Below are 11,810 nucleotides of genomic sequence, written 5' to 3'. Positions count from 1 at the left end.
GGTCATCAGCCGTCTGGGGGAGGGGAGGCCGGTCATGGTTGTGGGTCGCGGGTGTGGTGAGCGTGGGGCGCCGTCATGACGTGCCCCACGCGGGGCGTGCGTCGGCTGTGCGGTCGTCGGCCGGGTTCACGCCGCCAGGTGGCGGGCGAGGAAGGCGATGCTCTGGGTGACGAGCGGTGTTACGTCGGGGCTGCCGAGGAAGATGTGGTCGGCGCCTTCCACCGGCACCAGGGTGACCTCGCCGCCCGCTCCCTTGAGGGCCGCCGCGAGGCTTTCGCTCTGGCTGTACGGCAGCAGGCGGTCCTCGGTCCCGTGGAGGAGGAGGAACGGCGGCGGGGTGGCGCCGCCCGCGTAGGTGACCGGGCTGGCGGTGCGGGCGAGTTCCGGCCACTGCTGCGGGGTGCCGCCCAGCAAGGAGGCGAACGGGTCGGGGAACACGGTGCCGTCCGGGGCGGGCGGCATTGGCAGCGGCTGCCCGAGCAGCGCCCCGAGGTCCGTGGCCGGGTACCAGCAGACGGCGGCCCGCACGCTGCTGTCCTCGCCCTGGACGCCCACACCGCCCTCCAGTGCGGCGGCCGCGTCGCCGCCGTCCGGCTGGACGAGGCCGGCGAGCGCTGCCAGGTGTCCGCCCGCCGACTCGCCCATGACGCCGATCCGGTGCGGGTCGATGCCGAGCTCGGCGGCGTGGCGGCGGACGTAGCGGATGGCGGCCTTCACATCGTGCAGCTGGGCCGGGAACGGTGCCTCCAGGCTGTGCCGGTAGTCGATGCACACCAGCGCGAGCCCCGCCCCCAGGACGGTGCCGTGCAGGAGCTCGGCCGGGACGGTCGGCGGCGGATAGCGTCGGTCGCCCTCCAGCCAGCCGCCGCCGTGGATCCACACGACCGCGGCAACCGGGCCCGCGGCCGCGGGGACCCGCACGTCGAGCAGGCACGGCCGGTAGCCGAGGGTGCTCGCGTAGGTGACGCCGTCGAAGTGGCGGGTGCCGTCCTGGCCGACCCGGGGCGGGCCCGGGGCCCGGAAGGGGGGCGGCGGCCAGGCTGCGAGATCGAGGTCGAAGGTCTGCTGGCCGGCAGGGGCTCCGGGAGGTGCTTGGGTCATTTCCCGCTCCTTCTGTGGGCGTACGGGTCCGTACGGGGTTCCTGCGGGTGGTGCCGGGTACGCCGGGCCGGCGCCCTGGAGCGCCGGGCTTTCGGATGAATGTCCGAAATGCCTTGTGCTCTTGAAGGGTCCGCCCTAGCGTTGTTACACGTGTAACACATCCTGCGCGGCGTAGTAAACGCCTCCGGCGCCGAATGGTTCGATTGGGAGGGCGCTGAGGTTACACGAGACATCGCTCTCTCGTTGCGTCGCCCGTCCCGCCCGGGAGTCCCATGTCCAGCCCCATGCCGATCGTGGCCGCCGTCCCCCCGTCCGTCCCGCGCCCCACGACGCCCGCGGCCGCCGCCCCGTCCGCCCTTCCCCAGGGCCGCCGCCTCGCCCGCTGGACTGTGGAGCCGACGGCGTCCGGGGTCCCGCTGGTGCGAGCGTCCATGCGCCGCGCGCTCCAGGGCTGGGGCGTCGAGCCCGAACGGGCCGGGATCCTGCTGCTCGCCGCCACGGAGCTGCTGTCCAACGCCGTCCGGCACACGGGAGGCGGCGGCGCCCAGGTGTGCGTGACCGTCGCCCTCCGGCGCGGCCGCCTGTACCTGGACGTCGCCGACGGAGACCCGTTCCTTCCGTGTGTCGGTCCGGACGCGGGAGGGGCCACGGCCGCGGACGTCGGCATGGACGCGGAGGGTGGTCGCGGACTGCTGATCGTGAACTGCCTGGTGGGCGAGGCCGACGGCCGGCTCACGGCGTTCCGCGTCCCGTCCGGGAAGGTCGTCGGAGTCCGCATCCCGGCGGCCCCCGCCTGAAGCTCCGTCACAAAAATCCATCTCGCGCTAACTCGACCTCGCCCGTCTGACCGGCACCCATCCCCGCGGCCTCGCCACCCTCCTGCGCTACCTGGAAATGCTCGGCGCCGTGACCCGCGAGGAGCGCCCGGAGCAACGCCAGGTGGAGCGCCCGGAGCAGCGTCCGGAGGAGGGTTTCCGCCTCACCGCACTCGGCGCCCTGCTGCGCGCGGACGAGCCCGCGTCGATGCGTCCCCTGGCCCTCATGTACGGCGGCCCCTTCTACCGTTCCTTCGGCGAACTCGACCACGCCGTACGGACCGGGCAGCCGGGCTTCGACCACCTCCACGGCGAGAACCACTTCGACCACTTCGCCCGCGACCCCGAACTCGCCGACCTCTTCGACCGTTCGATGGCCGCGAGTGCGCGCATGTTCCGGCCGCTGCCCGCCCATCCGGTCCTCACCACGGCGGCCCAGGCGCCCGCGCCCGCCACGGTCGTGGACGTGGCCGGAGGCAACGGGGAACTGCTCCGCCCGGTCCTCACCGCCCACCCGGGCCTGCGCGGCGTCCTGCTCGAACGCCCGCACGCCGTCGCCACGGCCCGCCGCCTGCTCGACGCCGCGGGCTGCGGCGCACGCTGCTCGTACCGGGCGGGCGACTTCGCCGACGTCCCCGCCGGAGGCGACGTGTACGTCCTGGCCCGGGTCCTGCACGACTGGGACGACGACCGCTGCCGGGAGATCCTCGGCCACTGCGCCCGCGCGATGCCCGCCCACGCCGACCTGCTGATCGTGGAACGCCTCCTGCCCGCCGACGGTTCCCCCTCGCCGGCGACCGCCTGGGACCTGCACATGCTGTGCAACGTCGGAGGCCGCGAACGCCGGGAGGACCACTACGCCCGCCTGCTGGCCGACGCGGGCCTGCGCCTCGACGGCCGGACCCCGCTGCCCCTGGGCGCCCACGTCCTCCACGCCCGCAAGGCCCCGCTGCCGGAGCCCGCACGCGCCTGACCACGGGTCGGTCACCAGTTTTCCTTAATACCCGCCCACCAACACACCACTTCTGCTGATCACCGGGGATCGACAGAGTGGGGGCATGCAAAGGATCTGCGTCATCGGCGGAAGCCGGTACTTCGGAAAGCTCCTGGTCCAGCGGTTGCGGACGGCCGGCCACCAGGTCACGGTGATCAACCGCGGCTCCGGCCGCCCGCCCGCCGGTGTCGAGCACCTCGTCGTCGACCGCGACGACGAGGCAGCCCTCCTCGCCGCCCTCGGCCCCCGCACCTTCGACGTGGTGGTGGACCAGGTCTGCTACACGCCCGTGCAGGCCGCGATCGCCGCCCGGGTCTTCGCCGGCCGCACCCGCCGGTACGTGATGACCTCCACCATCGAGGTCTACGACCCGGCGACCACCGCCCTGCCGCCCGTACCGGCGGACACCCCGGTGCCGGAGGAGACCGTCGACCCGGCCGCCTGGCCGGTGGACCTGGAACTGCCCTGGCACGACGGGGCCTACCTGGAGGCCCATTACGCCGAGGGCAAGCGCCAGGCGGAGGCCGTCCTCGCCCGCGCCGGCGGATTCACCTTCGCCTCCGTCCGCAGCGCGCACGTACTGGGCGGCGGCACACGGGAGTTCACCGGCCGCCTCGCCCACTACACCCGGCGCGCCACCACCGGCGAACCGGTCACCGTGCACGCCCGCCCCCTGCCGACGGTGTTCATCCACTGGGCGGAACTGGCGGAGCTGCTGCGCTGGGCCGCCACCGAAGCGGACTTCGCCGGCCCCCTCAACGCCTGCTCCGACGGCCCGCTCGACGTCCACGCCCTCACCGCGGCCATCGCCGCGCAGACCGGCCGGGAGCCCCGCCACCAGCCGGCCACCGCCACCACGCCCGCCTCTCCGTTCTCCTTCGACCGCCACTACGCCATGAGCAACGCCCGTGCGAAGGAACTGGGCTTCGCCTTCTCCCACACGGCCGACTGGCTCCCGGACGCCGTCACCGAAGCCCTCGCCGAAGCCGCCGTCCCCACCGCCTGAGGAACACCCACCACCATGCCGAACCCGTACCGCACCCTCGCGGGCACCACCGTCGGCGCCATCGGCCTGGGCGCCATGCCGCTGTCGATCGAGCACCGCCCGGACGAGAGCCGCGCCGTCGCCACCGTCCACGCCGCCCTCGACGCCGGTGTCACCCTCATCGACACCGCCGACAGCTACCACTGGCACGCCGGCGAAGAGGGCCACAACGAGCGGCTGGTGGCCCGCGCCCTGGCCCGCTACGGAGGCGACACCTCCGGCGTCCTGATCGCCACGAAGGGCGGCCGCGGCCGCCCCGGTGACGGCAGCTGGACCGTCACCGGCACCCCGGAGCACCTCAAGCGCGCCGCGCAGGCTTCCGCCGGGCGGCTGGGCGTGGACGCGATCGGCCTGTACCAGCTGCACAAGCCGGACCCGGCCGTCCCCTGGGCGGAGTCCGTGGGCGCCCTGCGCGAGCTCCTGGACGCCGGCACGATCCGCGCCGCCGGCATCTCCAACGTCACCACCGCCCAGATCCGCGAGGCGCACGCGATCCTCGGCGACGGCCTCGTCTCGGTGCAGAACCAGTACTCGCCCGCCGTCCGCGACAGCGAGCCCCAGCTGCGGCTGTGCACGGAACTGGGCCTGGCGTTCCTGCCCTGGAGCCCCCTCGGCGGCATCTCCCGCAGCTCCCTGGACGGCCCCTCGGGCCCGACCTCCACCGGCACCGCCTTCCACCGCGTCGCGGCCGCCCACGGGGTCAGCCCCCAGCGGGTCGCCCTGGCCTGGCTCCTCTCCCGCTCCCCGTCCGTCATCCCCCTGCCCGGCGCCAGCCGCCCGGCCTCCATCACCGACTCGGCCGGGGCCGCCCGGCTGGAGCTCACCGAGGCGGAGCTGGCGGAACTCGGCGCGTCCCTGCCCCCGCAGACGGACTAGGCAGGAAGACAAGGCGACGGCGGAAGGAGACCGTGCGGCGGGTCGGGCGGAGCTGGCCGGATTCGAACCGGCGTCCTCGCGGTGTTGGAGACCGCGCGCGTCGACCTCTGCGCTACGGCTCCGCCCGGCCGCATCCTACGCAGTGCGTCCCGTGGCCCGTAGGGCTGCCTCCCGGGCCTGGCCGACGGGCGCAACGGCGCCTCTCGGGGCCCCGGCGGATCTGCGCGGTGCCGCCTCCCCGGGCGCGGCCGACGGTTCCGGTACTGCCCTCCCGCGCCCGGCCGGTGCCGGTGCGGCCGTCCCGGGCATGTCCGATGAGTTCCGGCCACGCCGCCGGTCTACCCTGCAGACCCGTTCGCTGCGCAGGGAGCCCCGGATGACCGGCACGACGACCTTCGACCTCGGACCGCAGGCGGCCATCGTGGCCCGCCTCGTCAGCGGCGTCCCCGACGGCCTGCTGGCCGGGCCCACGCCCTGCCCGGCGTACGCGGTCGGCGACCTGCTGGGCCACCTTGCGGGCCTGGCCGTCGCCTTCCGTGACGCCGCCCGCAAGGTGCTCGGCCCCACGACCGCCACGCCCCCGGACGCGGCCCCGCCCCGGCTGCCCGCCGACTGGCGCGAGCGGATCCCGCAGGCCCTCGGCGAACTGGCCGGGGCCTGGGAGGACCCCGCCGCCTGGACCGGGATGACCCGCGCGGGCGGTGTGGACCTGCCAGGTGCCGTCGCGGCCGCGGTGGCGGCGGACGAGCTGGTGGTCCACGGCTGGGACCTGGCCCGGGCCACCGGCCAGGAGTACGTCCCGGACGCCGCCGCGCTGCACGCCTCCCACTCCTTCCTGTGGGCGGCGGCCCAGGAATCCGGCGGCGGCGTGGGCGTCTTCGGCCCCGTCGTGCCGGTACCGGACGGGGCGCCCCTGCTGGACCGCACGGTCGGGCTCAGCGGACGCGACCCCGGCTGGACGCCGTGACGGGCTCACGGCACCGGGAAGCCGCTCAGGGGTGCCGCGGACCGGCCGGTTCCACCGTCGTGGCTCCCCAGACCGGCCCCTGTACGGCCGGCCGCCGCCGACGGGCCACCAGCCAGAGGACGCCCAGGACGGCGAACGCCAGCAGGGCCAGGAGGCCGACGATGATCAGCGAGCCGAAGAGGACGGCGGTCCGCCGGGTCTCCTCGTCGGAAAGGGCCACCCCGAGCACGTGGGCGACCGGTGCGGTGCCGCCGGGCGTCGTGCGCATGCGGTAGCGGGAGTCCGCCGAGTTGCCGCGGTTGTCGCCGAGGAGGAAGACGCGCCCCTGCGGCACGGACACCGAGAACGGGCCGGCCGAACCCGCCGTCGGGGCGCCGTCCTTCACGTACGGCTCGTCCAGGGGCCGGCCGCCCAGCGTCAGGCGGGAGGCGCCCGGCTCGTACGCGATGGTGTCGCCGCCCACGGCCACGACCCGTTCGACCACCGGGCCCCCGGGGCCCTCGCCGCCGTCCATGGGGCCCACCGTCACCAGCACCACGTCCCCGCGCCGGACCTCGGCCGGGTCCTTGCGGAACAGCAGCAGGTCGCCCTTGGCGTACGTGGGTTCCATCGCCGACGCCGAGTACGACACGGCCCGGTACAGCAGCCTGGGTGCCAGCGCGCCCCCGCCCGCCATCAGCAATCCGGCCGTGAGCATCACGAGAGCCGCGATCCCCAGTCCCCGCCCTGGCCTGCGCATTCTGTTCCCCGTTCGCTCTGCTTCCACCGGCCGGAATCGTACGGTGCGCGGGGGGAGTCGTCATGGGCCGGGTGCGCGGGGTTCAGCTCATGATCACCTTGCATTCTTATGTCATGTGAAATATCACATGACATAAGACCTGTCCGGGTGGGCATCCGGGCAGCGATCCATGACCATTCCCCTGGGGAGAATCCCGATGAACCGCTTAGCCCTCCTGACCGCCGGCGCCGCCGCCCTCACCGTCCTGACGGCCGCCCCCGCGTTCGCCGACACCCCTGCGACCCCCGCCGAGACGGTCACCTCCTGCGGACCCTCCGGTCTCCAGGCGGGCCTGTCCACCCGGGTGTGCGCCGAAGTCACCGGCACCACCGTCGAGTTCTACGGCACGGTCGGACTCGCCGGCCCGCCCTCTCCCGGCAGCCCGGCCCCGGCGCCGAAGCAGCTGTTCACGACCCTGTCCGTCGAGGTCGTCGGCGAGGGCGCGCCCGTCACACGGCAATGGCCGGTCGTCTTCACCTCCTCGACCGTCGAGGTCCTGGGACAGATCGCCTCCGCCCCCTGCGGATCGACCGTGCGCGCCGCCTTCGCTGTCGCCTCGTTCCCCTGGACCGCCAGGCCCGTCGTCCACGAGGTCACCCTCGGCTGCTGAGAGCCGCGCCGCCGTAAAGGCGTGAAGTGGCCTTCCCCGAAGTGCCCTTCCCCGCCGGTGACGGACACCCCGGCACCGGCGGGCGGGCGGGCGGGCGGTACGGGGACCGGCGGAGTCAGGACTCGCGCTCCATGACCCGCCGGGCCGCCTCCGCCTCGGCGGCGGGCGGGGACAGCTCGTCGAGGGTGTCGAGCTCGTCGCCCACCCCCAGCTCCTCCTCCCAGGCCGCCGCGAGGCGCTCCTGCTCCTCGCGCGGCCTGGCCGCGACGGCCTCCCGGTGCCCGGGGTCCAGAGCCGTCAGGAACCGTCCGACCGAGTCCGTCGGCATGCCGTTCTCCTTGTCACCGTGCGGGAGGCCGGCCGTCGTCCCGCTGCCGCGCCCGGCCCAGCATCGCGAACCCCTGCCGGTGCCGGGCGCCCGACACGTCCGGCCACCACCCGAAGGGCGGCGTGATCCGGCCACGCCCGGCGCTTCAACCGGAATCCCCGCACCGCCGCACTACGCTGATGGGCTGTCCGGCGCCGGAACGCAGCGCCCCGCGCTCCGGACGCTTCCGGAACGAGACGCGAGGGCCGATGGCAATCACACCAGGGCACGGGGAACTCGATCTGCTCGACGAGGACGGGGAGCGGCCCGGAGCCGGGGAACGGGCCGGGGAAGGAGGCGGGGCCGCGCCGGCGGACCCCGGCCCCCGCCCGGCCGGGGCCCCCGACGGGGCCTCTTCCAAGTCCGCCCGGTTCTCCGCCGGGCCCCCCGCCCCGCCCCGCACCCTCGTCGACGTCTTCGCCGCCTCCGTGCGCGCCCACCCCGACGAACCGGCCCTCGACGACGGCACCGCCCGCCTGACCTACCGGGCCCTGGCCGCCGAGGTCGAGCGCAGGCGGCGGGTCCTGGCCGCCTGCGGGATCGGGCTCGGAGACCGCGTCGGCGTACGGGTACCCTCCGGGACCAACGACCTCTACGCCTCCGTCCTCGCCGTCCTCGCCGCCGGGGCCGCCTACGTGCCGGTCGACGCGGAGGACCCCGACGAGCGGGCCGCACTCGTCTTCGCCGAGGCCGGGGTCCGGGCCGTCCTCGGCGCCGGTCCCGGCATCGAGCTCACCGGCCCCCGCGCCCACGACCGGGTCCGCTCCGCCCCGCCCGCACCCGAGCACGACGCCTGGATCATCTTCACCTCCGGCTCCACCGGCCGCCCCAAGGGCGTCGCCGTCACCCACCGCAGCGCCGCCGCCTTCGTCGACGCCGAGGCCGCGCTCTTCCTCGCCGACGATCCCCTCGGCCCCGGGGACCGGGTCATGGCCGGCCTGTCCGTGGCCTTCGACGCCTCCTGCGAGGAGATGTGGCTGGCCTGGCGCCACGGCGCCTGCCTGGTGCCCGTCCCGCGCTCGCAGGTGCGCGGCGGCGCCGACCTCGGGCCCTGGCTGGTGGACCAGGAGATCAGCGTCGTCTCCACCGTCCCGACCCTGGCCGCGCTCTGGGAGCCCGAAAGCCTCGACGAGGTCCGGCTGCTGGTCTTCGGCGGCGAGGCCTGCCCGCCCGAGCTGAGCCGGCGTCTGGTCACCGAGGGACGCGAGGTCTGGAACACCTACGGCCCCACCGAAGCCACCGTCGTCGCCTGCGCCGCGCTCCTGACCGGCGAGGAACCGGTCCGCATCGGGCTGCCCCTGGCCGGCTGGGAACTCGCCGTCGTCGACGGATCGGGCGAACCGGTACCCATGGGCGGCAGCGGCCAGCTCGTCATCGGCGGCGTCGGACTGGCCCGCTACCTCGACCCCGGCAAGGACGCCGAGAAGTACGCCCCGCTCCCCTCCCTCGGCTGGCCGCGCGCCTACCGCAGCGGCGACCTGGTGCGCGCGGAACCGGAAGGCCTGGTCTTCCTCGGGCGCGGCGACGAACAGGTCAAACTGGGCGGCCGCCGCATCGAACTCGGCGAGGTGGACGCCGCCCTCCAGGCCCTGCCCGGTGTCTCCGCAGCGGCCGCCGCCGTACGCACCGCACGCGGCGGCAACCAGCTCCTCGTCGGCTACCTCGTCACCCAGGACGGCTGGGACCACGCGGCCGCCCTCGCCCGGCTGCGCGCCGAACTGCCCGCCGCGCTCGTCCCGCTGCTCGCCCCCGTCGACGCACTCCCGACCCGCACCTCCGGCAAGGTCGACCGCGACGCCCTGCCCTGGCCCCTGCCCGCAGCCGCGGCCACCGCGCCCGCCGAACGGCTCCACGGCACCGAGGCCTGGCTCGCCGAACAGTGGACCGAGGCCCTGGGCGTGCCCGTCACCGGCGCCGGCGACGACTTCTTCGCCATCGGCGGCGGCAGCCTCGCCGCCGCCCGGCTCGCCACCCTGCTGCGCACCCGCTACCCCCGAGCGGCCGTCCTCGACGTCTACCAGCAGCCCGTCCTGCGCAAGCTGGCCCGGCGGCTGGAGAAATCCGTACGGGAGGACGAGGCACCCCGGACCGTCGTCCCGGTCCCGCTCCGCTCCCGGATCCTCCAGACGCTGCTGCTGCTCCCGCTGTTCACCCTGGCCGGCCTGCGCTGGACGGTGGTGCTGTTCGCCCTGGGCAACGTCCTGCACCGGCTCGGCCCCTACCCGTGGGCGCCCGCCGCCTCCTGGTGGCTCGTGGGGGCCGGGGCGGTGCTGCTGCTGAGCCCGCCCGGCCGCCTCGCGATCGCGGCGGGCGGCGCACGCCTGCTGCTGCGCGGGGTGACGGCGGGACGGCATCCGCGGGGCGGCAGCGTGCACCTGAGGCTGTGGACCGCCGAGCGGCTCGCCGAGTGCGCCGGCGCGACCTCCCTCACCGGGGCCTGGCTGGAACGCTACGCGCGGGCCCTCGGCGCCCGGGTCGGCCCCGAGGTCGACCTGCACTCCCTGCCGCCGGTCACCGGCATGCTCCGGCTCGGCCGCGGCTGCGCCGTGGAGGCCGAGGTGGACCTGCGCGGGCACTGGCTGGACGGGGACCGGCTCGTGATCGGCCCCGTCCGGGTCGGCGCGGGCGCGGTCGTCGGCACCCGCAGCCTGCTCTTCCCCGGCGCGCGGGTCGGCAAGCGGGCCGAGGTGGCCCCCGGGTCCGCCGTCGTCGGACACGTCCCGACCGGCCAGCGGTGGGCCGGAGCCCCCGCCGTCAAACTCGGCCGGGCCAAACACGACTGGCCCCGGCAGCGCCCGCCGCGCCCGTTCCTGTGGCGCACGATGTACGGGGCGACCGGCGTGGGCCTCACCGCCCTGCCCCTGCTCGCCGCCCTGCCGGCCCTCCTCGTGGCGGGCCGGTTCGTCCCCGCCGGCGCCGGCGCGGGCAGGGCCCTGCGCGGGGCGCTGCTCGCGGTGGTGCCCGGGGCGCTCGCCTACGGGCTCGCCTACGCCCTGCTGGTGCTGGTCTGCGTGCGCGCGCTCAGCCTCGGACTGCGCACGGGCAGCCACCCCACGCACAGCCGGACCGGCTGGCAGGCCTGGGCGGTCACCCAGCTGATGGACCTCGCCCGGGACACGCTCTTCCCGCTGTACGCGGCGCTGGCCACCCCCGTGTGGCTGCGGCTGCTCGGCATGCGCGTCGGCCGCCGCGCGGAGGTCTCCACCGTCCTCGGACTGCCCAGCCTGACCACCGTCGGCGACGGCGCGTTCCTCGCCGACGACACCCTGACCGCCCCCTGCGAACTCGGCGGCGGCTGGGTGCGGATCGGGCAGTCGAGGATCGGCCGCCGCGCCTTCCTCGGCAACTCCGGCATGACCGCCCCCGGCCGCAGGGTCCCCGACGACGGGCTGGTCGCGGTGCTGTCCGCGACGCCCAAGAAGGCCAAGAAGGGCGGCTCCTACCTGGGCCTGCCGCCGGTCCGGCTGCCCCGCTCCGCGGCCGCCGCCGACCAGGGCCGCACCTACGATCCGCCGGCGCGGCTGCTGTGGGCGCGCGGCCTGGTCGAACTCTGCCGGCTCGTCCCGGTGTTCTGCTCGGCCGCCCTGGCCGTTCTCAGCGGGGCGGCGCTCAGCGCCCTGGCGCGTCCGCTGGGCCCCTGGGGCGCCGCGCTGCTGTCCGGAGCGGTCCTGCTCACCGCCGGGGCCGCCGCCTGCGCGCTCACCGTGGCCGCCAAGTGGCTGCTGGTGGGCCGGCACCGGGTGGGGCAGCACCCGCTGTGGAGCGCCTTCGTCTGGCGCAACGAGCTCGCCGACACCTTCGTGGAGGTCCTCGCCGTGCCCTGGCTGGCCGGATCGGTGCCCGGCACCCCGCTGCTGACCCTGTGGCTGCGCGGGCTCGGCGCCCGGATCGGACGCGGGGTGTGGTGCGAGAGCCACTGGCTGCCCGAGACGGACCTGGTGGCCCTCGGCGACGCGGTCACCGTCAACCGGGGCTGCGTGTTGCAGACGCATCTCTTCCACGACCGGATCCTGCGGACCGATACTGTGGTGCTGCGCGAGGGCGCCACCCTGGGCCCGGGCGGGATCGTCCTGCCCGGGAGCACGATCGGAGCCCGCGCCGCGGTGGGCCCCGCCTCCCTCGTGATGGCCGGGGAATCCGTTCCCGACGACACCCGCTGGCTGGGCAACCCGATCGAGGCGTGGCGCTGACGAACCCGCCTTCCGCGGCCGGCGGCGGGACGGCACACCGGCACCCCCGACGAGCACGGCGCAGGGA

General features: G+C 75.6%; 10 protein-coding genes and 1 tRNA gene. 7 read left to right on the top strand and 4 right to left on the bottom strand.

The annotated features are described in order from the left end of the window. Nucleotides 1–126: 126 nt before the first annotated feature. Complete coding sequence (locus tag B4U46_RS01840; protein ID WP_079423449.1) at nucleotides 127–1,101, bottom strand: alpha/beta hydrolase; 975 nt, start codon at nucleotides 1,099–1,101, stop codon at nucleotides 127–129. A 272-nt stretch (nucleotides 1,102–1,373) separates the two neighbouring features. Between B4U46_RS01840 and B4U46_RS01835 the strand changes: the two genes are divergently transcribed. The 4 genes from B4U46_RS01835 to B4U46_RS01820 all read left to right on the top strand — a co-directional run bounded on the left by B4U46_RS01835 (nucleotide 1,374) and on the right by B4U46_RS01820 (nucleotide 4,831). Continuing rightward, nucleotides 1,374–1,898, top strand: coding sequence for an ATP-binding protein (locus tag B4U46_RS01835; protein WP_079423447.1), 525 nt, complete (start codon nucleotides 1,374–1,376; stop codon nucleotides 1,896–1,898). Between the two features lie 109 nt (nucleotides 1,899–2,007). Continuing rightward, nucleotides 2,008–2,889 (top strand): methyltransferase, encoded by an 882-nt coding sequence (locus B4U46_RS01830; RefSeq protein ID WP_335755364.1) that lies wholly within the window; start codon nucleotides 2,008–2,010, stop codon nucleotides 2,887–2,889. Nucleotides 2,890–2,974: 85 nt separating this feature from the next. Further along, a complete protein-coding gene (locus tag B4U46_RS01825) occupies nucleotides 2,975–3,916 on the top strand; it encodes an NAD-dependent epimerase/dehydratase family protein (protein WP_079423443.1) in 942 nt (313 codons plus the stop codon). Nucleotides 3,917–3,931: 15 nt separating this feature from the next. Next, the gene (locus B4U46_RS01820) at nucleotides 3,932–4,831 is read left to right on the top strand and encodes an aldo/keto reductase (RefSeq protein WP_079423441.1); all 900 of its coding nucleotides are present in this window, start codon (nucleotides 3,932–3,934) and stop codon (nucleotides 4,829–4,831) included. Nucleotides 4,832–4,878: 47 nt separating this feature from the next. On the opposite strand, the gene B4U46_RS01815 is transcribed toward B4U46_RS01820, so the two are convergent. Beyond that, a tRNA-Trp gene (locus B4U46_RS01815) sits at nucleotides 4,879–4,953 on the bottom strand. A 254-nt stretch (nucleotides 4,954–5,207) separates the two neighbouring features. On the opposite strand from B4U46_RS01815, the gene B4U46_RS01810 reads away from it, so the two are divergent. Further along, nucleotides 5,208–5,798, top strand: a complete 591-nt coding sequence (locus B4U46_RS01810; protein ID WP_079423439.1) for a TIGR03086 family metal-binding protein — start codon at nucleotides 5,208–5,210, stop codon at nucleotides 5,796–5,798. Nucleotides 5,799–5,823: 25 nt separating this feature from the next. Here the strand turns inward: B4U46_RS01810 and lepB are convergent, their stop codons facing one another. Next, complete coding sequence (gene lepB / locus B4U46_RS01805; RefSeq protein ID WP_187344251.1) at nucleotides 5,824–6,495, bottom strand: signal peptidase I; 672 nt, start codon at nucleotides 6,493–6,495, stop codon at nucleotides 5,824–5,826. A 238-nt stretch (nucleotides 6,496–6,733) separates the two neighbouring features. Between lepB and B4U46_RS01800 the strand changes: the two genes are divergently transcribed. Further along, the gene (locus B4U46_RS01800; RefSeq protein ID WP_079423436.1) at nucleotides 6,734–7,186 is read left to right on the top strand and encodes a hypothetical protein; all 453 of its coding nucleotides are present in this window, start codon (nucleotides 6,734–6,736) and stop codon (nucleotides 7,184–7,186) included. Between the two features lie 115 nt (nucleotides 7,187–7,301). Here the strand turns inward: B4U46_RS01800 and B4U46_RS01795 are convergent, their stop codons facing one another. After that, the gene (locus B4U46_RS01795) at nucleotides 7,302–7,514 is read right to left on the bottom strand and encodes a hypothetical protein (protein ID WP_079423434.1); all 213 of its coding nucleotides are present in this window, start codon (nucleotides 7,512–7,514) and stop codon (nucleotides 7,302–7,304) included. A 248-nt stretch (nucleotides 7,515–7,762) separates the two neighbouring features. Between B4U46_RS01795 and B4U46_RS01790 the strand changes: the two genes are divergently transcribed. Further along, nucleotides 7,763–11,743, top strand: a complete 3,981-nt coding sequence (locus tag B4U46_RS01790; RefSeq protein WP_079423432.1) for a Pls/PosA family non-ribosomal peptide synthetase — start codon at nucleotides 7,763–7,765, stop codon at nucleotides 11,741–11,743. Nucleotides 11,744–11,810 lie beyond the last annotated feature (67 nt).

It is taken from the genome of Streptomyces katrae (assembly GCF_002028425.1).
Lineage (GTDB): Bacteria > Actinomycetota > Actinomycetes > Streptomycetales > Streptomycetaceae > Streptomyces > Streptomyces katrae_A.
This window is presented reverse-complemented; position numbering and strand designations above follow the sequence as displayed.

What these genes read in the sequence shown, in the direction of transcription:
- B4U46_RS01840 (WP_079423449.1), bottom strand. Translation starts at nt 1,101, where the DNA reads ATGACCCAAGCACCTCCCGGAGCCCCTGCCGGCCAGCAGACCTTCGAC.
- B4U46_RS01835 (WP_079423447.1), top strand. Translation starts at nt 1,374, where the DNA reads ATGTCCAGCCCCATGCCGATCGTGGCCGCCGTCCCCCCGTCCGTCCCG.
- B4U46_RS01825 (WP_079423443.1), top strand. Translation starts at nt 2,975, where the DNA reads ATGCAAAGGATCTGCGTCATCGGCGGAAGCCGGTACTTCGGAAAGCTC.
- B4U46_RS01820 (WP_079423441.1), top strand. Translation starts at nt 3,932, where the DNA reads ATGCCGAACCCGTACCGCACCCTCGCGGGCACCACCGTCGGCGCCATC.
- B4U46_RS01810 (WP_079423439.1), top strand. Translation starts at nt 5,208, where the DNA reads ATGACCGGCACGACGACCTTCGACCTCGGACCGCAGGCGGCCATCGTG.
- lepB (WP_187344251.1), bottom strand. Translation starts at nt 6,495, where the DNA reads ATGCTCACGGCCGGATTGCTGATGGCGGGCGGGGGCGCGCTGGCACCC.
- B4U46_RS01800 (WP_079423436.1), top strand. Translation starts at nt 6,734, where the DNA reads ATGAACCGCTTAGCCCTCCTGACCGCCGGCGCCGCCGCCCTCACCGTC.
- B4U46_RS01795 (WP_079423434.1), bottom strand. Translation starts at nt 7,514, where the DNA reads ATGCCGACGGACTCGGTCGGACGGTTCCTGACGGCTCTGGACCCCGGG.
- B4U46_RS01790 (WP_079423432.1), top strand. Translation starts at nt 7,763, where the DNA reads ATGGCAATCACACCAGGGCACGGGGAACTCGATCTGCTCGACGAGGAC.